The organism is Streptomyces sp. WMMB 322 (assembly GCF_900090145.1).
Lineage (GTDB): Bacteria > Actinomycetota > Actinomycetes > Streptomycetales > Streptomycetaceae > Streptomyces.
The window spans coordinates 349,346-370,917 of the sequence record NZ_FMHI01000003.1 but is presented as its reverse complement, the minus strand read 5'-3'; the positions used below and the strand labels follow the sequence as shown (position 1 = coordinate 370,917).

Below are 21,572 nucleotides of genomic sequence, written 5' to 3'. Positions count from 1 at the left end.
GGGCGCGGGCCTGCGGTGCACCGTGCCCGCCCGGTCGCCGCGCCGGTCACTCCGATGACGCCCGCCGGGTGCGAGGCGGAGCGGGGCGCGGTCCACTCGGCGCATGAGTACGGATCAGCCCGGCAACGACCCGTTCCGCAAGCAGGAGCCGCCCGGCGAAGGGCAGGAGCCGCCCCGGTACGGCGATCCGGCGGGTCCGTACGGCGGTCCGCCCCCGCCGCCCGGCGACCGGGGCGAGAGCCCCGGGGGAGACCCGTACGGAGGCGGCACGGGAGGCCCGTACGGCGGCGGTCCGTACGCCTCCAACCCGTACGGCGACATGACGGGAGCAGCCGACCCCCTGGAGGGTATGGCGCCCCTGGCGTCCCGCGGCAGGCGGCTTCTCGCGCGGATCATCGACGCGCTCATCGTCGGCATCCCCGTCTTCGTCGTCATGGGATTCGCGCAAGGGTGGTGGAACCCGGACGACAGCGGTCGTACGGCGAGTCAGCAACTCGTCTACACAGTCGTCTATCTGGTCTACGAGGGGCTGATGCTCACTCAGTCCGGGCAGACGCTGGGCAAGAAGGTGGTGGGGATCAGGGTCGCCGTGCTCGCCGACGGAACGGTGCCGAGCGGAGTGCCGGGGTGGCTGCGTTCTGCGGTCTACCACGTGCCGCCGCTGGTGCCCTGCATCGGCTTCATCTTCTGGCTCGTGAACGTGCTCTTCTGCACGTGGGACAAGCCGTACCGGCAGTGCCTGCACGACAAGGCGGCCAGGACGGTGGTCGTGGACGCCGATCGCCCCGTGTGAAGCGCGGAACGACGGGCCGTGCGCTGCGTGCCGCGGGCGCGGCGGCCGGCCTTCGCCGGCCGGAACGCCGAGGTCCGGCTGCCCGGGTCAGGACCGCAGGGAAGGCTCCGCCACCCGCCTCGCGGCCCGCGCCGCGGCGGCGTCGTGCCGTGCGTGGATGCGGGAGGGCGGGGAGGTCCGGGCCCGCAGCGCGACCGCGCGTGCCTGCGAGCGTGTACGCACCCGCCGGACCGTCTGCACCCCCGGAGTCGTGAGTGCCACCAGTACACCGACCGCCAGTGCGACGACCGCGATCAGCGCGACTCCGGGCCCCGACTGGGTCCGGGAGAGCAGGAGCATCGCGAGGGTCGAGCAGATGACGGTGACCGAACCGTATGCGAGCTGTGCGGGGGTCGGACGCGGCATGGCGTGATCCGTCCTCAGAAGACGTGTCGGGAGGGGCCGTCGGTCTAGCCGTACGGAGGCACGCGGTGCCCGTCGAACGACTCTACGGTCCGGGATTCCCGGACGAACACCACGGTAAGCGTGACCTGACCCACGTCGAAGTCGCACAGGGGGCGCACGGTCGCACGGCCTTTGAACGTCCCAACTGGCGGACGGCCGCGGAAGCTTGCTTACCCAGCACGAATGTACGCATCAGGTCTGTCTTTTCTCTCCCCTCTGCTGTCCAATACCTCCTGTCCCATGACACTCCACAGGGGAGGGCACCTCAGAGGTGAACGGCAGACGGAGATCCAAAAGATCCAGAGTGGCGGCGCTGACAACAGCCGTCGCGGCCCTCGGCGCAACCGCACTGATACCCGCAAGTGCGGCGCAGGCTCAGCAGATACCGGCGCCCGGGGCACATCCGGCGCCGCAGTCCGCGGCAGCACAGCCCGGGGCACCCGGGGGGAGCCAGGACGGGCACAGCAAGGACAACCTCAAGGGTCCGTTCGACAAGGAGCGGAACGAGCAGCGTCAGGCGGCGCTGCAGAAGCTGGCACAGGGTGACGCCAAGCCCGTCCAGCGCAAGGGCTCCGAGGTCGTCAAGCTCGACGACGGCAAGTACGTGGAGCTGGCGCGCGAGAAGACGGACAAGATCTTCACCATCCTCGTCGAGTTCGGCGACAAGATCGACGACAAGTACGGCGGCGATCCGGGCCCTCTGCACAACAAGATCCCCGCGCCCGACCGCAAGAAGGACAACTCCACCTTCTGGAAGAAGGACTTCAACAGGGAGCACTTCCAGAAGACGTACTTCTCCGACAAGACCGAGGACTCGGTCAAGAGCTACTTCGAGAAGCAGTCCTCCGGCCGCTACTCCGTCGAGGGCACCGTCTCCGACTGGGTCAAGGTCGACTACAACGAGGCCCGTTACGGCTCCAACTACTGCGGTTCCAGCAACTGCCCGACCGTGTGGGACGCGATCCGGGACGGCGTCGAGAAGTGGGTGGAGGAGCAGAAGGCAGCCGGCAGGAGCGACGCGGAGATCAAGGCGCAGCTGGCTGAGTACGACAAGTGGGACCGCTACGACTTCGACGAGGACGGCGACTTCAACGAGTCCGACGGCTACATCGACCACTTCCAGTTCGTGCACGCCGGTGAGGACGAGTCGGCGGGCGGCGGAGCGCAGGGCGAGGACGCCATCTGGGCGCACCGCTGGTACGCGTACGGCAGCGACGCGGGCAAGACCGGTCCGGAGGAGAACAAGGCCGGCGGCACCCAGATCGGCGACAGCGGTATCTGGGTCGGCGACTACACCGCGCAGCCGGAGAACGGCGGACTCGGCGTCTTCGTCCACGAGTACGGCCACGACCTGGGTCTGCCCGACCACTACGACACCAGCGGCGGCGGCGAGAACTCGGTCGGCTTCTGGTCGATCATGTCCGTGGGCTCCTGGCTCAACAAGGGCAAGGACGCCATCGGCGACTCGGCCGGCGACATGAACGCGTGGGACAAGCTGCAACTGGGCTGGCTGGACTACGACACGGCCAAGGCGGCCACCAAGTCGCGGCACAAGCTGGGCACGCACTCGTACCAGACGAAGAACAAGCAGGCGCTGATCGTCGAGTTGCCCGAGAAGGACGTGACGACGACCATCACCAAGCCCGCCGAGGGCGAGAAGCAGTGGTGGAGCGGCAGCGGCGACGATCTGCGCAACACCCTCACCCGCAGCGTCGATCTGACGGGCAAGTCCGAGGCGTCGCTGGACCTTCAGGGCTGGTGGGACATCGAGGAGAACTACGACTACCTCTACACCGAGGTCTCCGAGGACGGCGGCGAGAACTGGACGCCGATCGACGGGACGGCCGACGGCGAGCCCATCCCGCGCGACGGCAGCGACCAGCCGGCGCTGCACGGTGTGTCGGAGTCGTACCGCGATCTCTCCTACCCCCTCGACGACTTCGCGGGCAAGAAGATCGATGTTCGCTTCCGCTATCTGACGGATGGTGGGGTCGCCCAGAAGGGGTTCGCGGCGGACGCTCTGAGCATCACCGCGGACGGCGAGAAAATCTTCGAGGACGGCGCCGAGGGCGACGACGACAACGGCTGGGCGACGAAGGGGTTCTCGCGCATCGGGGAGTCCTTCACAAAGCCCTACCCGCAGTTCTACATCGCTGAGAACCGCAACCACGTCTCCTACGACAAGTCGCTCAACTACGGCCCGTACAACTTCGGTTGGGTCTCGACACGGCCCGACTGGGTCGAGCGCTACGCGTACGAGAAGGGGCTGCTCATCTGGCTCTGGGACACCTCTCAGCTGGACAACAACGTCTCGGCGCACCCCGGCACGGGCCTGATCCTGCCGGTCGACGCGCACGCGAAGCCGGAGAAGTGGTCGGACGGCAAGCCCCTGCGCAACCGCATGCAGGCCTACGATTCGACCTTCGGAAAGTATGCGACAAAGGGGATCACGCTTCACAACGACGGCAAGGCCGTCAAGATCAAGTCGAAGAAGGGCGTTCGAGTCTTCGACGATCACAAGGGGACGTACTGGTACGAATCGAACCCCACGCAGGGGGTCAAGGTGCCGGACACCAACACCCGGATCATGGTCGTGAAGCAACCCCGTTCCGGTGAGACGATCACCGTCCAGGTGAGACCTTCCACAAATTAATTTGCATCGTTGCAGGTCAAAACATGATCGGCCGTTGCCCCCCTGGCGGGCGGCGGCCGATCGCGTTTAGATGCCTGTGACGGGTGTCTGCGGAGGCCCACCGGAACAGTTCTCGCGGGGGTGTTTTTGATCATGGCTGGAGGCGGATTCGTCCAGCTGCCGGACGGGAGCGTGATCGTCGCGCTCACGATTCCGGTCCCGGCCCAGCGTGCAGCCAGGCACGCGGAGCCGGCCACGGGGGCAGGCTCCGACGCGGGCCCGGAGGCGGCGGCAATAGGCCGGCAGCCGGGTCCTGGGCGGCAGGGCCGCGGCGGCGGTCCGTACGACGGCCTCATGCCGGAGCGGCGGCGCTGGTCCGCCCATGCCGACGAGGCGCACACGGTGCGTGCCGTCACGGCCGGGCGGCACGGCGACGAGCCGCGCGTGCGCGTCCTCGTCCACTCCGTCAACCGGGCCCGCGCCCTGACCAGGCTGCGGAACCTGGGCATGCGGGCGGTCTACCTGCGGGGCAACGCCGAGCCGCCGACAGCCGACGAGATCACGGCCGTGCTGCACCACCCCGACGGGCTGGTGTGGCGCACGACGCCGGGCGACGACCGTGAGTCGTGGCACCCGATCGAGACCCTGCTGCGGCCCTCGGACCGGGTGCGCACGGGTTAGGGACTGTCCGGCACTGTCCAGCGGGCAGCCCCTGGGGCCCGCCCCTGCGCGGAGCGGCGCTCAGGCCTCCCGCAGCACCGGTGTGCCCGACAGCCGGATCCCCGCGTCGCGCATCTCGTCGAGCGCGCTCTGTGTGGTGGCGGGCGCGACCCCGGCGGTGAGGTTCAGCAGGACCTGGGTGGCGAAGCCGGCGGAGGCCGCGTCGAGCGCGGTCGCGCGCACGCAGTGGTCGGTGGCGATGCCGACCACGTCGACCTGGTCCACGTTCCGCCTCCGGAGCCACTCCTCCAGCGGTGTGCCGTTCTCGTCGGAGCCCTCGAAGCCGCTGTAGGCGGCGGAGTACGATCCCTTGCTGAAGACCGCCTCGATCGCGCCGGCGGCGACGGCGGGCGCGAAGTTCGGGTGGAATCCGACGCCTTCGGTGCCGGCGACGCAGTGCGGCGGCCAGGAGCGCTCGAAGTCGGGGTTGTCGGCGAAGTGGCCGCCCGGTTCGATGTGGTGATCGCGGGTGGCGACCACATGGCTGTATCCGGCGGAGGCGTCGCCCACGAGATCGGTGATGGCGGCGGCTACGTCCGACCCGCCGTTGACCCCGAGGCTTCCCCCTTCACAGAAGTCGTTCTGCACGTCTACGACGATCAGTGCCCGGTGCATTGGAGATGCCTTTCGGGGAAGGTGGGCGGGGCGTCGGCACGACCCTAGAGAATCCGCCGCCTCCGTGGGAGGTCCCACGCAGACCTGTCACACGGCCTCCGTCGGCAACACCGGCTCGCCGCGTGAGAGTTGCATGGCGGACATCGGCAGCCCGGCGAGAGCACGGGTGTGCCGCTCCCGTGCGCTGTCGAGCGGCTCGCGGGCGACGGCCGCGCCGCCGCGTACGAGCCGCACCTGGAGCTGATGCTCCCGCAGATCCCCGGGGACGGGGCCGGTGCCGACGACCTCCGCCGCCGCGACGCCGTTCTCGTCGGGCCGGCGCGCCGCCCATTTGGCTCCCCCCGCCGAGCTCTTGCCGCCCATCGACTTCTTCGCCACGGGGAGCATCGGCGCGTCCGGTTCGTCGGACGCGGCGCGCGCGACCAGCTTGTAGACCATCGCGCAGGTCGGGTGACCGCTGCCGGTCACCAGCTGGGTGCCGACCCCGTAGGCGTCGACCGGTGCCGCGGCGAGCGAGGCGATGGCGTACTCGTCCAGGTCGCTGGTGACCACGATCCTGGTGCCCGTCGCGCCCAGCTCGTCCAGCTGGTGGCGCACCCGGTGGGCGAGCAGCAGCAGGTCGCCGGAGTCGATCCTGACCGCGCCCAGCCCGGGCCCGGCGATTTCGACGGCGCTGCGCACGGCTTCCGCGACGTCGTAGGTGTCGACGAGCAGGGTCGTGCCGCTGCCGAGCGAGTCGACCTGCGCGGTGAAGGCGTCGCGCTCGCTGTCGTGCAGGAGCGTGAAGGAGTGCGCGCTCGTCCCGACGGTGGGGATGTCGTAGCGGAAGCCGGCTGCGAGGTTGGAGGTGGAGGCGAAGCCGCCGAGGTAGGCGGCGCGGGAGGCGGCCACGGCCGACAGCTCGTGGGTGCGCCGTGCGCCCATCTCCATCAGCGGACGCCCGCCGGCGGCGACGGCCATGCGGGAGGCGGCCGCGGCGACCGCCGAGTCGTGGTTGAGGATCGAGAGGATCACCGTCTCCAGCAGCACGCTCTCCGCGAAGCTGCCCTCCACCCGCATCACGGGCGAGCCGGGGAAGTACACCTCGCCCTCGGGGTATCCGAGGATGTCGCCGCTGAAGCGGTAGCCGGCCAGCCATTCGAGGGTGGGTTCGTCGACTATGCGGCACTCGCGCAGGTAGCCGAGGACCTGGTCGTCGAACCGGAAGTTCTCGACGGCGTCGAGCACGCGGCCGGTTCCCGCGACGACGCCGTACCTGCGGCCCTCGGGCAGCCGCCGCGCGAACACCTCGAAGACGCAACGCCGTTCGGCCGTTCCGGCGCGCAGCGCGGCCTGGAGCATGGTGAGTTCGTACTGATCGGTGAAGAGCGCCGTCGACGGCACGGCCACCGGCAGTCCCCTGTCTGCCATGTTCACTGCTCCTGACTCCTCGCTTCGGCGAGCCCCTGGGGGAGGGGCGGGGCAAGAACTGAGCGTACAACACATTTCGTCAGTCTGACGATATCGGTTGTGGCCGTTTGGCCACCCGGCACCTGTGAGTGGCAGCATGGGACCCGTGAGTGTTGCCCCCACCGAGATCGAACGCCCCGAGTCGGCCGAGGCGCCCCTCGAGGTGCCCGAACCCGACGTGCCGTGGGCGACGATCGTGCACAACGATCCGGTCAACCTCATGAGCTACGTGACCTACGTCTTCCAGAGCTACTTCGGCTACCCCAAGGACAAGGCGAAGAAGCTGATGATGGACGTCCACCACAAGGGCCGGGCCGTGGTCTCGACCGGCAGCCGCGAGGAGATGGAGCGCGACGTGCAGGCGATGCACGGCTACGGACTCTGGGCGACCCTCCAGCAGGACCGCTGATGGCGGGCCACTTCGAGGCGACCGGTGACGGAGGCGCCGCCATCGTCCTCGACGAGGTCGAGATCTCGATTCTGCGCAGCCTCGCCGTCCAGTTGCTGGAGTTGATCGGCCCGGGCGAGGAGCCCGCCGACGGCGCCGACGACCCGCTGAGCGCCCTCCTCACGGACGGGCCGAGCGAGCCGCCCTCCGACCCGGCACTGGCCAGGCTCTTCCCCGACGCGTACGGCGACGGTCCGGATTCGGTCCCCGGCGAGGAGGACGCGGAGGAGCGCAGGGCCTCCGCCGAGTTCCGCCGCTTCACCGAGAACGACCTGCGTGCCCGCAAGCGCGAGGACCTGCTCGCCGTGGTCCGGGCCCTGGACTCCCTCACTCCCGACCCTTCCCCTGCGGCCTCCGGGTCCGGGGTGGGGTCTACCCGGCGCGGCCGGGGGAAGTCCCACCAGGGCTCGGAGGGCAGCGCGGGTGCGGTGCTCACGCTCAAGCCGGAGGAGTCCAAGCAGTGGCTGGGCGCGCTGAACGACCTGCGATTGGCCATCGGCACGCGCCTCGAGGTCACCGACGACGAGGACAGCAACGAGCTGTACGCGCTGCCCGACGAGGACCCCCGCAAGCCCATGGTGATGGCCTACCTGTGGCTGGGCGGGCTGCAGGAGACGCTCGTCGAGACGCTGCTGCCGTAGGGCCTGTCCGGCCGGTCTTCCCGGAGGGACGGCTCTTCCCGGAGGGACGGCTCTTCCCGGAGGGACGGCTCTTCCTGGAAGGACGACTCTTCTGGGAAGACCGGCCGTGACGTCGTGGAGGGGCCCCTGCCGGCGTTCGTACGGGCAGGACCGGCCCCGCACCGACCCGGCGCCGGCCCCGTACCGCCCCCGTATCGGCCCCGGGCGCGGCCCCGCGAAGTCCCCGGTGCGACGCCCCCGGCCGGGCGCAAGAGGCTCCCGCATATCCTTCCGGGCATGCTGACCATCACCCAGGACCTGCACGACAAGATCGTCGCTCACGCCCGCAAGGACCACCCGGACGAGGCGTGCGGAGTCATCGCGGGCCCCGCGGGGGAGGGCCGCCCGGAGCGTTTCATCCCGATGCTGAACGCGGCCCGTTCGCCGACGTTCTACGAGTTCGACTCGGGCGACCTGCTGCGCCTCTACCGTGAGATGGACGACAGGGACGAGGAGCCGGTCGTCATCTACCACTCGCACACCGCCACCGAGGCGTATCCCTCACGCACGGACATCAGCTACGCCAACGAGCCCGGCGCCCACTACGTTCTCGTCTCCACCGCCGAGTGCGGCAACGACGAAGGACCCTTCTCCTTCCGGTCGTTCCGCATCGTGGAGGGCGAGGTCACCGAGGAGGAAGTCGAGATCGTGGACGGGCAGGCGCAGTCCGCGTGAAGCCCCCGAGGGCGCCCAGAGCCGGGTGATTCCCGCAGGTCACGGGCGAATCGGCGTCATATGAGACGGTTCCGTCCACATGGCGGAACGGGGATCGGGTCACCGCACCGGGAATCGTTACGATGAGCCCATGGTTGTCCACGACGTGAGAGCTTCCTCGACGCTCCGGAGCACGCTGCTCGTCGGGCGCCTGCACGTCGATCTGTGCCGTCTCGCCAGCGCGCTGAGGGCGACCCGGCGCCGCGCGCACGTCCGCGTCTGATCCGGCCCCGGCCCGCAGCGGGCCGCCCTGCACGGACAACAGCGACCGGCACCGCCGCGCATCCCGCACCCCGAGGTGCTCCCGCACCGCCCGCACAGACCGCTCTGCCCACCTTCCACACAGGAGCTTCCATGGCCATCGAGGTCCGCATTCCGACGATCCTCCGCACCTACACCGACGGCGAGAAGTCGGTCACGGGGGAAGGCGACACGCTCAAGGAGCTCTTCGACGACCTGGAGAGCCGCCACGCGGGCATCCAGGGCCGCCTCGTCGACGGCGGCGAACTGCGCCGCTTCGTGAACGTCTACCTCAACGACGAGGACGTGCGCTTCCTCGACGGCATCAGCACGAAGCTCAGCGACGGCGACAACGTGACGATCCTCCCCGCCGTGGCGGGCGGATCGGGCGCCCCCGTGCGCATGGGAACCCGCTGATGCGCTACGACTCCCCCGTCGACGCGGTCGGCGACACCCCGCTGGTACGGCTCCCGCGGCTCTCGCCGTCGGAGGACGTACGCATCTGGGCGAAGCTGGAGGACCGCAACCCGACGGGCTCCGTGAAGGACCGGCCGGCGCTCTACATGGTCGAACAGGCCGAGAAGGAAGGCCGGTTGACGCCCGGCTGCACCATCCTGGAGCCCACCTCCGGCAACACCGGCATCTCGCTCGCGATGGCGGCTCGCCTCAAGGGCTACCGCATCGTGTGCGTGATGCCGGAGAACACCAGTGAGGAGCGGCGCCAGTTGCTCGGCATGTGGGGTGCCGAGATCATCTCCTCGCCGGCGGCCGGAGGTTCGAACACCGCCGTGCGCGTGGCCAAGGAACTCGCTGAGCAGAACCCGGACTGGGTGATGCTCTACCAGTACGGCAACCCCGCCAACTCCGCGGCCCACTACGCCTCCACCGGCCCCGAGATCCTCGCCGACCTGCCGTCCATCACCCACTTCGTGGCGGGCCTGGGCACCACCGGCACGCTGATGGGCGCCGGCCGTTATCTGCGCGAACAGCGCCCCGGCGTGGAGATCATCGCCGCCGAACCGCGCTACGACGACCTGGTCTACGGCCTGCGCAACCTGGACGAGGGATTCGTGCCCGAGCTGTACGACGAATCCGTGCTCACCGGGCGGTTCTCCGTCGGCTCGGAGGACGCGGTGCGCCGCACGCGCGAACTCCTCGCCGAGGAGGGCATCTTCGCGGGCGTCTCCTCGGGTGCCGCTCTGCACGCCGCCGCCGGAGTCGCGCGGAAGGCCCAACGGGCGGGCGAGAGCGCCGACATCGCCTTCGTGGTCGCCGACGGAGGCTGGAAGTACCTCTCCACCGGCATCTACACGGCGGAGTCCACCGAAGCGGCGGTCGAGGCGCTCCAGGGCCAGCTCTGGGCCTGAGGAGCGTCAGCAAGTCCCGTCCGGGCCGCGGGGCCTGGCACGCATTCCCCCTGCCTTCGGCCGGGGGTGCTCCCACGCTGCGTCGTCGGTCGGCGCAGCCCGCTGCGACGACACCGCTTCGCGGACACGCCCTCCAGGGCAGCTGCCCGGTCCCTCCCCGGCTGCTTCCGGGGACCAAGGCGGAAGCCGCGGCACCACCCGGCCGGACGCCCGGGTGAGGACGGCGCTGTTCGTCGGACGCCCCCTGTTGCGGCCCGTGCCCCGGGCGGGTCGCCGGGCCTCACCGCCGGTCAACTCCGGCGGGGGAGGGGTGAGTTCGTGCGCGGCGCGCGGCGTGTGAGGCCGCCCGCAGCCGCCGTGCCCCCGCGTCGCGCGCAGTCCGTGTGGTCGTGCGGTTCGCGGTCCGGGTCCCCCGGGGCGGTACCCGGGGCCGTTCCGCTCCGGCCGTGAGCGTCAGTCCTCACCGGCGAGATGACGCACCTGCACCCAGGTGTCCTGGTCGACCTCACCCGCACGCCGTCCGAACTCGCTCAGTTCCACGTCCCATGCCGCATCGGCGTCCGTACACAGCGCGGTCACGCGGCCGGGGGCGTCCGCGACCGTCCCCGGCGGCAGGGCCAGCTTCGCCCCGGACGACTCCGGCAGCCGGTACTCGCCATCGCGGGAAGGCCGTTCCGCACTGATCCGTGCGACCCGGGCGCTGTCGATGCGTACCGCAAGGACCAGGACGAGGAGCGGCTCGCGCGTCCACCAGATCTCCCCGGGACGCGGTCCCCTGTCGGGCAGCGAGACGTTCCGCCGGTTCCGGTCGCCGCGCAGCCGGCCGACGGGACGGGCGAGCCGCGCGCCCCCGTCGATCAGCGCCGCCACAAGTGACAGGGCCACGACGGCACCCAGCGCCAGCCACCACCAAGTGTCCACGCCCGCCTCGCCTCCCGGACCGCGCACGGCAGCACCGCACAGATTGCCGACCGTACCCCGCGCTGGTGATTCCGCCCACACCAGCGCGCTCTTGAGTCCAAAGGCGGCACCGTGCGGCTTACGCTCGGAAAACCCCACAGCCGCCAACGGAGGTCACTGCTTTCATGAAGCTCACCGTCGTCGGCTGCTCCGGGTCGTTCCCATCGGCGGAGTCGGCCTGTTCGAGTTATCTGGTCGAGGCCGAGGGATACCGGCTGCTTCTGGACATGGGGAACGGCGCGCTCGGCGAGCTCCAGCGCTACAGCGGTCTCTACGACCTGGACGCCATCGCGCTCAGCCACCTGCACCCCGATCACTGCATCGACATGTGCGGCTACTTCGTGGCGCGTTACTACCGTCACGAGGGCGGACGTTGCGAGCCGCTCCCCGTCTACGGTCCTCGGGACACCGAGCGGCGCCTGACCGTCGCGTACGGTGACACACCGTCGGACTCCGCGATGAGCGAGGTCTTCGACTTCCGAACGCTCACGCGGGGGGACTCCTTCGACCTCGGTCCCTTCACGGTCCGCACGGAGGAGGTCCTGCACCCCGTGGAGTCCTACGCGTTCCGGGTGACCCACCGGGAAAGCGGCAAGGTGCTCGTCTACTCGGGTGACACGGGGGCCTGCGGGCCGCTCCGGGAACTGGCACGCGGCGCGGACATCTTCCTGTGTGAGGCTTCCTTCACGCACGGCAAGGAAGCCATCCCCGACCTGCATCTCAACGGCCGTGAGGCGGGGGAGTGCGCACAGTCCGCGGGCGTGGAGCGGCTGGTCCTCACCCATGTACCGCCGTGGACCGACGCGAAGGTCAACCTCCGGGACGCCAAGGACGCCTTCGGCGGCCCCGTCGAGCTGGCCAGGCCGGGCGCGGTCTACGAGCTGTAGCGGCGCCGCACGGCGCGGGGCGCGGCCCCGCGGACTCCTCCGGGCACACGCGGGCAGGCACACGCGGACAGGCACACACGGCACCGCACCCGCCGCCTGTCGGCAGCGGGTGCGGCTCGGTTGCCGTTCCGCCGGTCGCTGGTCGCCGGCCCCGTGGCCGCCCCGGCGTCAGATCCCCAAGCGGCTCCTGTCCTGGTCCTCGTCCCCGTCGTCGCGGCCGCGCCGTGCCTCCTGGGGCTGAGTGGGCCTGGCGGGCTGCGCCGCCCCCGCGTCCTGCCTGTTCGGGGAGACCTTGCCCAGGGAGACGGGATACTCCTGTTTGTCGATGGCCTTGTCGGTGGTCGTCTCCGCGACCGCGACCGGTACGTCGCCGCGGATTCCGCCCTTGTTCGTCGCCGGCTCGCGCTCCTGCTGCCGCTCCTGCTCCTCCGGCTCGGGCGCCTCCCGGCCGGGCGTGGGCAGGTCGAACTTGATGATCGCGAAGCGGAAGACGGTGTAGTAGACCACCGCGAATCCCAGGCCCACGACCACCAGGCCCCACGGGTTCGTGGCGATGCCGAGGTTCAGCATGAAGTCGATCGCGCCGGCCGAGAAGCCGAAGCCGTCCTTCATGCCCAGGGTCCACACCAGGGCCATGGAGATGCCCGTCAGCACCGCGTGGATCGCGTACAGCACGGGTGCGATGAACATGAACGAGAACTCGATGGGCTCCGTCACGCCCGTGATGAAGGCGGTGAGCGCGAGGGAGATCATCAGGCCGCCGATCACCTTGCGCCGCTCGGGCCGTGCGCAGTGGTACATCGCCAGGCACGCGGCGGGCAGGGCGAACATCATGATCGGGAAGAACCCCGTCATGAACTGGCCGGCGCTGGGGTCGCCCGCGAGGAAGCGCGCGATGTCACCGTGCTGCCCCTTGTACGAGCCGGCCTGGAACCACGGGAAGGAGTTGAGCAGGTGATGCATGCCGATCGGGATGAGGGCCCGGTTCGCCACCCCGTAGACACCGGCTCCCGCGGCTCCCGAGCCGACGAGCCAGGCGCCGAAGTCGTGCAGCCCCGTGCCCAGCACCGGCCAGATGTAGCCGAAGATCACGCCGATGAAGAGGCCGGCGAATGCCGAGAGGATCGGCACGAGACGGCGGCCGCCGAAGAAGCCGAGCCAGTCGGGGAGCTTCTTGCGGTAGTAGCGCTGGTAGAGGAGGGCGACGACGATGCCCATGACCACGCCGCCCAGCACACCGGCGTCCACCGGCGGTGCGGCCGTGCCGACCTTGCCGTCGACGACCTTCTCGACCGGGGGCAGATTCCCGTCCTTGAAGGCCCCCAGCACGTTCTTGAAGACCAGGTAGCCGACGACGGCGGCCAGCGCCGTCGACCCGTCCGACTTGCGGGCGAATCCCACGGCGATGCCGACGGCGAACAGCAGCGGCATGTTGTCGATCAGTGCGCCGCCGCCCCTGGCGAGGAACTGGGCGATGCGGTTCAGGGAGTCCGGGAATCCCGGACGGCCGAGCATGTCGGGCTGGCCCAGCCGGACCATCAGCGCGGCGGCCGGCAGGGTGGCGATCGGAAGCATGAGGCTGCGGCCGATGCGCTGGGCTACAGCCATCGCACCCGAGCCCCGGCCCGTCGTCCGGGCTTCGGTAGCCGTGGTCATCAACGTCCTCCAGTGGTCTGCGGGAGGTCGGACCGTGCGGAGCAGACCCCGTGAATGGTGTAGACCTCTTGTAGCACGGGTGCAGCAGCGCGGAAAGCGCAACTTGTTGTGTTAAGGGCGCATATGTACCCGGGGAACCGGGGAGTGTCACCGGCATCCCGGACGCAAGAGGCGCGAGCCGACGATTGGCCCATACTGGTGTAGACCTCGGCCTGCCGGGGTGCGTGCTCGGCACGTGAGCCGGCGCCGGAGAGCAGGAGAATGACATGAGCAGCAAGGCCGAAAAGATCGTCGCCGGGCTCGGCGGACTCGACAACATCTCCGAGATCGAGGGCTGCATCACCCGTCTTCGCACCGAGGTCGCGGACGCAGCGCTCGTCGACGAAGCGGCCCTGCGGGCCGCGGGTGCGCACGGAGTCGTGAAGATGGGGTCGGCCATACAGATCGTCATCGGCACCGACGCCGATCCGATCGCCGTCGAGATCGAGGACATGATGTGACGCACCGCGTCCGCACCGGCGGGCCACGGCTTCTCCGGCCCGCCGGTGCCGCCGATCCGGGGAAGTGCGAGCGGACAAAGGGCTGAACGGGCCTTCAGGCGCGAGGGCTTAGGCTCGCACCATGACTCGTATCGACGGCCGCACGGCTGACCAGTTGCGCCCCATCACCATCGACCGCGGCTGGAGCAAGCACGCCGAGGGTTCCGTTCTGATCTGCTTCGGCGACACCCGCGTGCTGTGCACCGCCAGCGTCACGGAAGGAGTGCCGCGCTGGCGCAAGGGCAGCGGACAGGGCTGGGTCACGGCCGAGTACGCAATGCTGCCGCGCTCCACGAACACCCGCGGCGACCGCGAGTCCGTGCGCGGCAAGATCGGCGGCCGCACACATGAGATCTCCCGCCTCATCGGGCGCTCGCTGCGCGCGGTCGTGGACTACAAGGCGCTCGGGGAGAACACCGTGGTCCTCGACTGCGACGTTCTCCAGGCCGACGGCGGCACCCGCACCGCCGCGATCACGGGCGCCTACGTCGCACTGGCCGACGCCGTCTCCTGGGCCCAGGAGAAGAAGCTCGTCAAGAGCAGGTCCCAGCCGCTCACGGGCACCGTCGCCGGCGTCAGCGTCGGCATCGTCGACGGGAACCAGTTGCTCGACCTGTGCTACGAGGAAGACGTGCGCGCGGAGACCGACATGAACGTCGTCTGCACCGGCGACGGGAAGTTCGTCGAGGTCCAAGGGACCGCCGAGGGGGAGCCGTTCGCACGTGAGCAGCTCGACGGACTCCTCGACCTCTCCGTCAAGGGGTGCGCGCAGCTCGACGGTGCGCAGCGCAAGGCGCTCGCGGGCTGAGGGCATCCCGGCCGCTGTCGCCGGGGCCGTTCCGAGGCGAATTCGCAACTTGCGCAGGGCGGTTGGAAGCCGGGAACTTTGCGTATGCTTTACGCGTCTGAAGAGGTACGGGCCGCGCGTGTCAAACCGCGCGGCCCGTCCATCGCCAAGGAAGAGGTCCCAGTGCGCCGTTCTCCCGTGCTCCCCGTTCTCGGCGCCGCAGTGTTCGCCGCCACCGTTCTGACCGGGTGCAGCGCGGTCGACAAGGCGGTCAGCTGCGCCAACACAGCGGTCACGGTCGCCGAAGCGGCCGACGATCTCCAGAAGGCCGTCTCCGGTGCCTCCGAGGACCCGGCGCAGGCGAAGGAGTCGATAGACCGCATCGACAAGAACCTCGAGAAGATCGACCAGAGCACGGGCGATGCCGACGTGGACAAGGCCGTCGGTCACATGAACAGCGCGGTCGAGGATGCGCAGAAGGCCGTCGACGCCGGGCGCGAGCCCGATGTGCGTCCGGTCGGCGAGGCGGCCGACGAGCTGACCAAGGTCTGCACAGGCTGACGCGTGGTTCCGGCGGGGCGGCCGCGCCACGGCCGCCCCGCCGCCACGGCCGGGCTCAGCGCGTGACCAGGTTCACCAGCGCATAGATCGCAAGTCCCGCCATCGAGCCGACGACTGTGCCGTTGAGACGGATGAACTGAAGATCACGGCCGATGTGTGCCTCGATCTTCTTCGACGTGTGTCCGGCGTCCCAGCCCGCGACCGTCTCCGTGATCAGTGACGTGATCTCGTTCCGGTACGTGGTGACGACGTACACCGCGGCGTCCTCGATCCAGCCGTCGACCTTGCCCCGCAGACGCCCGTCGGAGGCCATCCGCTTCCCCAGCGACAGCAGCGACGCCCTTGCCCGCAGGCGCAGTTGGCTGCTTTCGTCCTCCGCAGCCGCGACGATCATCGAACGCACCGAGTTCCACGCCGAGGAGATCAGGTCCTGCACCTCGCTGCGGCCGAGCACGTCGCTCTTGAGCCGTTCGACCCGCGCCCGCGTCTGCGGATCCGACCGCAGGTCCGCCGCGAAGTCCGTCAGGAAGCGGTCGATCGCCCCGCGAGCCGGGTGCTCCGGCATGTCCCGCATCTCCGTCACGAACCGCAGCAACTCCCGGTAGACGCGGTCGCCCACGCGCCGGTCGATGAAGCGGGGCGTCCAGCCCGGCGCACCGCCGGTGACCGCCTCGACCACGGAGTCGCTGTGCTGCTCCAGCCACTGCGCCGCCCGCCCGCACACCAGATCCACCACGCGCCTGTGGCCCTGGTCGGCCACGACGCGCTCCAGCATCGACCCCAGCGCCGGCGCGATCTCCTGCGCGTCGGCGCGGCGCGTGATGGCCTCGCCCACCACCGCCTGCACGTCCGAGTCCCGCAGGACGGCCAGCGTGCCGCGCAGCGCCGTCGACAGTTCCGAGGTCACCCGGTCCGCGTGCTCCGGCTGCGCGAGCCACGAACCGAGGCGGCCGGCGATGCCCACCGTCCGCAGCCGGGACCGTACGACGTCAGCGGAGAGGAAGTTCTCGCCGACGAACTCCCCGAGCGTATGTCCGAGTTGATCCTTCTTGGTGGGGATGATTGCGGTGTGGGGAATCGGCAGCCCGAGCGGATGACGGAAGAGCGCAGTCACCGCGAACCAGTCCGCCAGCGCGCCCACCATGCCCGCCTCGGCGGCAGCCGCGACGTATCCGCTCCAGACTCCCGCACCCTCGTGCTGCGCCCACTTCGCCAGCACGAAGACCACGGCCATCAGCAGCAATGCGCCTGTCGCGATGGTCTTCATCCTGCGCACACCGCGGCGCCGCTCCTCGTCCGCGGCGGTGAAGGTACCCAGGGGGCCCGGGTTCGGGGGCCGCCCACCGGAACCCGATGCGGCGCCGGAACCCGTTGCGGCGCCGGAATCCGATGCCGCGCTGCGGCCCGAACTGTCGCTGCCCGTACGGCCGTTCGGGCCGGGCCCCGCGGTTCGCGCGGCCTTCCCGTCTGTGATTGCTCTCACTCCACCCGCGCCTGCGGGGGTCACGTCGCCCGCTTTTGCCTGATCCATCCACTCCACCGTTCGGCCTGTCCCCCCTACAGTGTCCCAAGGTGCCTGACAGGTGGAACGAAGCCCGGGCATACGGCGTCTGTCATTGCGGACGACCACCCGGGTCGCCCCGGCCTGGCCGCCCCCAGGGAGAGGGCCTCGCCGCGATCGTGGGATCATTCCACCGCGACCACTCGGAGCCTCGGGCTCCGCCTGCCCGAGGAGATACACCGCGCGTGACCAGAAACATGGGTTATGCCTTGCTGGCCGGTCTGGCGGCCATCGTCGTGCTGGTGTCCACCGCCGTCTTCATCGGTGCGGGCGGCGACGACGGCAGTCTGGACGGCATCACGCAGGGCACCCGTGACTCCGCCGCGCCCGCCTCCTCGGGCAACTGGGTGGGAACCTGGTCGGCGCCCGCCGTCGCGGCCGAGCCCAACACCGCCGACGGCTACCCCAAGATGTCGATACGCAACGTCGTCCACACCTCGGTGGGCGGATCGGGCGCCCGCATCACCCTCTCCAACCTCTACGGCACCAAGCCCCTCACGATCACGCACGCGACGCTCGCCCTCGCCGCCGCACCCAGCAACCCCACGGCGGCCACAGGCACCATGCGCCGGCTGACCTTCGGCAACTCCCGCTCGGTGACCATCCCTCCGGGCCGCAAGGCGGTCAGCGACTCGGTGAGACTCAACGTCCCGCACGCAGCCGACCTCCTCGTCACCACCTACTCCCCGAAGCCGTCCGGGCCCGTCACGTACCACCCCTATGCGCGTCAGACCAGCTACGTGGCACAGGGCGACAAGGCCGAGGAGACCTCGGGCACGGCCTTCACCCAGCAGAGCCCGTACTGGCGTTACCTCACCGCAGTCGACGTGTGGACCAGTCAGACGCGCGGCGCGGTGGCCGTGCTCGGCGACTCCATCACCGACGGCATCACCTCCAGCCCGGGCGCCAACCGCCGCTGGACGGACTTCCTCGCCGAACGTCTGCGCACGGAGCGGGGAGCGCCCCGGTACAGCGTCCTCAACGGCGGCATCAGCGGCAACCGCGTCCTCGTCGACGGGCCCCGCTACTCGCCCAACAACGGCCCCAGCGGCCTGACCCGGATCCAGCGCGACGTGCTCTCGCGGTCCGGGGTCAAGGCCGTCGTCATCGAGATGGGCCTCAACGACATCATCAAGCAGCCCCGGCAGCGCGACCCCGAGCGAATCGTCGACGGGCTGCGGCAGTTGGTGAAGTACGCGCACGCGCGCAATCTGCGCGTCATCGGCGGCACCCTCACCCCCTTCGGCGGACACCGGGGCTACGAAAAGCAGTTGGACACGATCCGCCAGCGGGTCAACGAGGAGATCCGCTCGGGCAAGGTCTTCGACGACGTCGTCGACTTCGACGCCGCGCTGCGGGACCCGGCCAACCCCGAGCGCCTGCGCCCGGCCTACGACTCCGGCGACCACCTGCACCCCAGCGACAACGGGTACAGGGCGATGGCCGAAGCGCTCGACCTGAAAATGCTGAAGGGCTCCTCACCCGCCACGACGTAGAAGCCCGTCAACCCGCCCCGTACATGCGGGCGATGACGTCCTCGATCGCCGGCTCCCGCACGGACAGGTCCACAAGCGGATAGCCGTCGGCGATCCGCGAGACGATCGGCGCGGCGCTCGCCGACGCGGGGAAGGCCAGCCACTGGCGCGGGCCCTCCGTCCGCACTGTGCGCGCCCCCTCGATCCCCTCGATCGGGGGCAGTTCGCGCTCCAGGTCCACCACGAGCGTCCGTTCGCTCTCGCCGACCTCGTGCAGCCCCGCCAGTGCACCGTCGTACATCAGGCGCCCGTGGTCGATGACCATCACGCGCTTGCACAGCTGCTCGATGTCGGTGAGGTCGTGGGTGGTCAGCAGGACGGTCGTGCCCTGCGACGCGTTGAGATCGCTGAGGAAGCGGCGCACCGTTGACTTGCTGACGACGTCGAGTCCGATCGTCGGCTCGTCCAGATACAGCACGTCCGGGTCGTGCAGCAGCGCCGCCGTGATGTCGCCGCGCATGCGCTGCCCCAACGACAGCTGCCGCACCGGGACTTCGAGCAGGTCGCCCAGTTCCAGCAGTTCCACGCAGCGCTCCAGGTTCTCGCGGAAGCGGGCCTGCGGGATGCGGTACATACGGCGCATGAGCGCGTAGGAGTCGCGCAGCGGCAGGTCCCACCACAGGGTCGTGCGCTGCCCGAAGACGACGCCGATGCGCCGCGCCAGCCTGGTGCGTTCGCGGGCCGGGTCGATGCCGGCGACGCGCAGCCGCCCGCCGCTGGGCGTGAGGATGCCCGTGAGCATCTTGATCGTCGTCGACTTCCCCGCGCCGTTCGGGCCGATGTAGCCGACCATCTCGCCCCGCGCGACGCCGAAGGAGATCCCGTCGACAGCACGGACTTCGCGCCGCTCACGCCGCAGCCTGCCGCTTCTGATGCGCACATGGAAGACCTTCTCCAAGTCCTCCAGCACGATGAAGTCGCCGTCCATCTCCTCCGGTTCCCCTCCCGCTCGTCGCCGCTCAGCACCTGCTCGTCCGTGCGCGGAACGGGCCTTCCGGCCGGGTTCCGTGCTTCTGCATCCCGTCCTGTGCCGCTCTGTTCCGTCCCCGTCCGGTGGCGCTTCAGCTGCCCGTACTGCGGTACGCCCGCAGCCCCGCCCGCCAGGCCAGCCCGGCCAGGACGCAGCAGCCCGCCGCCACCGCGGGGCCCGCGAAGTCCACCCACCCCGGCAGACGCAGCGGATCGTCGCGGCCCAGCAGCCGCAGCACGGGCATCCAGTTGACGAAGGCCAGCGGGATCACGAACGTCACCCCGCGCACCAGGTCCTTCGCGAAGACCGCAGGCGGGTACTGGAGCATCGTCGCGCCGCCGTAGGTGAAGGAGTTCTGCACCTCCGCGGCGTCCTGCGCGACGAACTGGAAGGCGCCGCCCAGGACGAAGACCGCGCCGAAGACCGCGGTACCGCTGAGCACCGTGACCGCCAGCAGCAGGGGCGCCCACGGGCCGCCCTCGAGCCGCACACCGCTCAGCGCCCACCCCAGCACAAGGACGCCCTGGACGAGACGGCCCAGCCGCCGCAGCGCGAACCGGTCCGCGGCGACCTGCGCCAGCGCCGGCACCGGCCGCACCAGGATCGTGTCCATCGTGCCGTCACGCACCCGCGTGCCCACGCGGTCGAAGGAGCCCAGCAGCAGATCCGCCAGGCCCAGGGACGCCGCGCATGTGCCGTACAGCAGGGCGACCTCGTGCAAGGTGAACCCCGCGAGGACCTCCACATGCGAGAACATGATCATGATGGCGACGAAGTCGAGCGCCGAGGTCGCGAAGCTGCCCAGAGCGAGCATGGCGAACGACGCCCGGTAGACCATCGTGGAGCGCACCCACATCGCCGCGATGAAGCAGTACGCCCGCAGGCCCCAGCCCAGCCGGGCCAGGAGGCCCTCGGCCGCTGCGCCGTCCCGGCCGGCGGCCGGCCCCGCGGGATCGCCGTCGGCGTACGCGCCCGCCTCGCCCGGCTCCGCGACATCAGTGCGCGCACCACCTCTCAGTGCGGGCTCAGCCACCCTGGACCACCACCTTCCGCGTGGCCAGCGACTGCAGCGCCCTGCCCGCCGCGAGCAGCAGCAGCGCCCACAGCGACTGGAACCCGAAGGCCGTCAGCACCCCTGCCCCCTCGTACCGGCCCAGCAGCACGTCCACCGGGACCTGCATGGTCGCCGCCCACGGCAGCAGACGCACCACCTCGCCGAAGGCGCCGGGGAAGACGGTCAGCGGGAGCAGCATTCCCGAGAAGAACATGCTCAGCAGGGTGCTCAGCATGTTCAAACCCGTGCCGTCCAGCAGCCAGAAGGCGCTCAGCGCGAACAGGTAGCGCAGCGCGAAGCCCGTGACGATGCCGAGCGTGACCGATGCGAGAAAGGCCAGCCACACCAACGGCGATGCGGGCAGGGCCAGTTCGAAGACGAACGCGCCGACGGCCACGGGTGCGGCGCCGCGGGCCAGCAGATGGAAGCCGGCCCGGCCGAGGTCGGCGGCCAGCCACCACAGCTGAAGGTCGGCGGGCCGGTAGAGGTCGACGGCGACGTCGCCGGTGCGGATGCGCTCCTGCAGCTCCTCCTGGAAGCCGCCGCCGATCAGCGCCGCGGCGGCGAGCATCGCCTGGCCCATCCACACGAAGGTCAGCGCCTGTGACTCGTCGTAGCCGCCCAGGTGCGGGCGCTCGCTCCACAGGGCGCTGAAGGTGAAGGCGAGGATGAAGCCGAAGACGGTGTTGGTGAACACCCCGGCTGCGGTGGCGACCCGGTATGTGGAGTAACGGCGGAAGCTGCCGGCCGCCACGGCGAAATAGACGCCTCGCAGGCGCATCCTTTTGAAGCCTTTCTCCGTCTACCCCGGTAGAGCTTCCTCGCGGATTCTCACGATTGGGAAACGAAGGAGCCTAGCTCACGCGGGAAACGGGCAGCCAACGATTATTCGCGTGCACGGTCACCGATCCGTGGCACGTACAGTGACGGGGCCGCGCTCGTATACGACTGACCCCGGTG

The 21,572-nt window shown here is 70.1% G+C and carries 22 protein-coding genes and 1 pseudogene; 14 read left to right on the top strand and 9 right to left on the bottom strand.

Translation table 11 applies throughout. The annotated features are described in order from the left end of the window. Positions 1-103: 103 nt before the first annotated feature. Entirely contained in the window at positions 104-793 is a 690-nt protein-coding gene (locus H180DRAFT_RS07500) for an RDD family protein (RefSeq protein ID WP_055485173.1), read from the top strand. An 87-nt stretch (positions 794-880) separates the two neighbouring features. Here H180DRAFT_RS07500 and H180DRAFT_RS07495 read toward each other — a convergent pair whose 3' ends face one another. Beyond that, positions 881-1,198, bottom strand: a complete 318-nt coding sequence (locus H180DRAFT_RS07495; protein WP_055485172.1) for a hypothetical protein — start codon at positions 1,196-1,198, stop codon at positions 881-883. Between the two features lie 310 nt (positions 1,199-1,508). Between H180DRAFT_RS07495 and H180DRAFT_RS07490 the strand changes: the two genes are divergently transcribed. Next, positions 1,509-3,890, top strand: a complete 2,382-nt coding sequence (locus H180DRAFT_RS07490; RefSeq protein WP_079099916.1) for an immune inhibitor A domain-containing protein — start codon at positions 1,509-1,511, stop codon at positions 3,888-3,890. A 333-nt stretch (positions 3,891-4,223) separates the two neighbouring features. Further along, the gene (locus H180DRAFT_RS30325; protein ID WP_107097600.1) at positions 4,224-4,550 is read left to right on the top strand and encodes a hypothetical protein; all 327 of its coding nucleotides are present in this window, start codon (positions 4,224-4,226) and stop codon (positions 4,548-4,550) included. A 60-nt stretch (positions 4,551-4,610) separates the two neighbouring features. Here the strand turns inward: H180DRAFT_RS30325 and H180DRAFT_RS07480 are convergent, their stop codons facing one another. Together H180DRAFT_RS07480 and H180DRAFT_RS07475 are read right to left on the bottom strand one after the other, a co-directional pair. Continuing rightward, positions 4,611-5,204, bottom strand: a complete 594-nt coding sequence (locus H180DRAFT_RS07480; RefSeq protein WP_055485170.1) for a nicotinamidase — start codon at positions 5,202-5,204, stop codon at positions 4,611-4,613. Positions 5,205-5,291: 87 nt separating this feature from the next. Then, positions 5,292-6,620: a nicotinate phosphoribosyltransferase gene (locus tag H180DRAFT_RS07475; RefSeq protein WP_055485169.1), complete on the bottom strand. Its 1,329-nt coding sequence runs from the start codon at positions 6,618-6,620 to the stop codon at positions 5,292-5,294. Positions 6,621-6,750: 130 nt separating this feature from the next. Here H180DRAFT_RS07475 and clpS point away from each other — a divergent pair, with 130 nt between their 5' ends. The 6 genes from clpS to H180DRAFT_RS07445 all read left to right on the top strand — a co-directional run bounded on the left by clpS (position 6,751) and on the right by H180DRAFT_RS07445 (position 10,102). Beyond that, on the top strand, positions 6,751-7,062 hold the full coding sequence (gene clpS, locus H180DRAFT_RS07470; RefSeq protein WP_055485168.1) for an ATP-dependent Clp protease adapter ClpS: 312 nt from the start codon (positions 6,751-6,753) through the stop codon (positions 7,060-7,062). Further along, entirely contained in the window at positions 7,062-7,742 is a 681-nt protein-coding gene (locus H180DRAFT_RS07465; protein ID WP_055485167.1) for a DUF2017 domain-containing protein, read from the top strand. The genes clpS and H180DRAFT_RS07465 overlap by 1 nt, the downstream gene beginning before the upstream one ends. A 276-nt stretch (positions 7,743-8,018) precedes the next feature. Continuing rightward, positions 8,019-8,456 carry a M67 family metallopeptidase gene (locus tag H180DRAFT_RS07460; RefSeq protein WP_055485166.1) on the top strand — a complete coding sequence of 146 codons (438 nt, stop codon included), beginning with the start codon at positions 8,019-8,021 and terminating at the stop codon, positions 8,454-8,456. Between the two features lie 130 nt (positions 8,457-8,586). Further along, complete coding sequence (locus H180DRAFT_RS07455; protein WP_368073112.1) at positions 8,587-8,718, top strand: putative leader peptide; 132 nt, start codon at positions 8,587-8,589, stop codon at positions 8,716-8,718. Positions 8,719-8,849: 131 nt separating this feature from the next. Further along, a complete protein-coding gene (locus tag H180DRAFT_RS07450) occupies positions 8,850-9,152 on the top strand; it encodes a MoaD/ThiS family protein (protein ID WP_055485164.1) in 303 nt (100 codons plus the stop codon). Continuing rightward, positions 9,152-10,102, top strand: coding sequence for a PLP-dependent cysteine synthase family protein (locus H180DRAFT_RS07445; protein WP_055485163.1), 951 nt, complete (start codon positions 9,152-9,154; stop codon positions 10,100-10,102). Before H180DRAFT_RS07450 ends, H180DRAFT_RS07445 begins: the two co-directional genes overlap by 1 nt. 453 nt (positions 10,103-10,555) lie before the next feature. On the opposite strand, the gene H180DRAFT_RS07440 is transcribed toward H180DRAFT_RS07445, so the two are convergent. Then, positions 10,556-11,023 (bottom strand): hypothetical protein, encoded by a 468-nt coding sequence (locus H180DRAFT_RS07440; protein WP_055485162.1) that lies wholly within the window; start codon positions 11,021-11,023, stop codon positions 10,556-10,558. A gap of 164 nt (positions 11,024-11,187) precedes the next feature. On the opposite strand from H180DRAFT_RS07440, the gene H180DRAFT_RS07435 reads away from it, so the two are divergent. Then, positions 11,188-11,949 (top strand): MBL fold metallo-hydrolase, encoded by a 762-nt coding sequence (locus H180DRAFT_RS07435; protein ID WP_055485161.1) that lies wholly within the window; start codon positions 11,188-11,190, stop codon positions 11,947-11,949. Between the two features lie 438 nt (positions 11,950-12,387). Here the strand turns inward: H180DRAFT_RS07435 and H180DRAFT_RS07430 are convergent. Next, positions 12,388-13,605 (bottom strand): annotated as a pseudogene (locus tag H180DRAFT_RS07430) (PTS transporter subunit EIIC); the annotation flags it as partial. A 266-nt stretch (positions 13,606-13,871) separates the two neighbouring features. Between H180DRAFT_RS07430 and H180DRAFT_RS07425 the strand changes: the two are divergent. The 3 genes from H180DRAFT_RS07425 to H180DRAFT_RS07415 all read left to right on the top strand — a co-directional run bounded on the left by H180DRAFT_RS07425 (position 13,872) and on the right by H180DRAFT_RS07415 (position 15,492). After that, the gene (locus H180DRAFT_RS07425) at positions 13,872-14,105 is read left to right on the top strand and encodes a PTS sugar transporter subunit IIB (RefSeq protein WP_055485160.1); all 234 of its coding nucleotides are present in this window, start codon (positions 13,872-13,874) and stop codon (positions 14,103-14,105) included. A 121-nt stretch (positions 14,106-14,226) separates the two neighbouring features. Further along, the gene (rph, locus tag H180DRAFT_RS07420; protein WP_055485159.1) at positions 14,227-14,952 is read left to right on the top strand and encodes a ribonuclease PH; all 726 of its coding nucleotides are present in this window, start codon (positions 14,227-14,229) and stop codon (positions 14,950-14,952) included. Positions 14,953-15,036: 84 nt separating this feature from the next. After that, positions 15,037-15,492 (top strand): hypothetical protein, encoded by a 456-nt coding sequence (locus H180DRAFT_RS07415; protein ID WP_254665914.1) that lies wholly within the window; start codon positions 15,037-15,039, stop codon positions 15,490-15,492. A gap of 55 nt (positions 15,493-15,547) precedes the next feature. Here H180DRAFT_RS07415 and H180DRAFT_RS07410 read toward each other — a convergent pair whose 3' ends face one another. Further along, a complete protein-coding gene (locus H180DRAFT_RS07410; protein WP_074466671.1) occupies positions 15,548-17,023 on the bottom strand; it encodes a DUF445 domain-containing protein in 1,476 nt (491 codons plus the stop codon). A 227-nt stretch (positions 17,024-17,250) separates the two neighbouring features. On the opposite strand from H180DRAFT_RS07410, the gene H180DRAFT_RS07405 reads away from it, so the two are divergent. Continuing rightward, the gene (locus H180DRAFT_RS07405; protein WP_055485156.1) at positions 17,251-18,549 is read left to right on the top strand and encodes an SGNH/GDSL hydrolase family protein; all 1,299 of its coding nucleotides are present in this window, start codon (positions 17,251-17,253) and stop codon (positions 18,547-18,549) included. A 7-nt stretch (positions 18,550-18,556) separates the two neighbouring features. On the opposite strand, the gene H180DRAFT_RS07400 is transcribed toward H180DRAFT_RS07405, so the two are convergent. The 3 genes from H180DRAFT_RS07400 to H180DRAFT_RS07390 all read right to left on the bottom strand — a co-directional run bounded on the left by H180DRAFT_RS07400 (position 18,557) and on the right by H180DRAFT_RS07390 (position 21,393). Next, positions 18,557-19,516, bottom strand: coding sequence for an ABC transporter ATP-binding protein (locus tag H180DRAFT_RS07400; protein WP_055485155.1), 960 nt, complete (start codon positions 19,514-19,516; stop codon positions 18,557-18,559). 133 nt (positions 19,517-19,649) lie between these two features. Further along, positions 19,650-20,414: an ABC transporter permease gene (locus H180DRAFT_RS07395; RefSeq protein ID WP_079099936.1), complete on the bottom strand. Its 765-nt coding sequence runs from the start codon at positions 20,412-20,414 to the stop codon at positions 19,650-19,652. A gap of 169 nt (positions 20,415-20,583) precedes the next feature. Beyond that, positions 20,584-21,393 carry an ABC transporter permease gene (locus H180DRAFT_RS07390; RefSeq protein ID WP_055485154.1) on the bottom strand — a complete coding sequence of 270 codons (810 nt, stop codon included), beginning with the start codon at positions 21,391-21,393 and terminating at the stop codon, positions 20,584-20,586. Between the last annotated feature and the right edge of the window lie 179 nt (positions 21,394-21,572).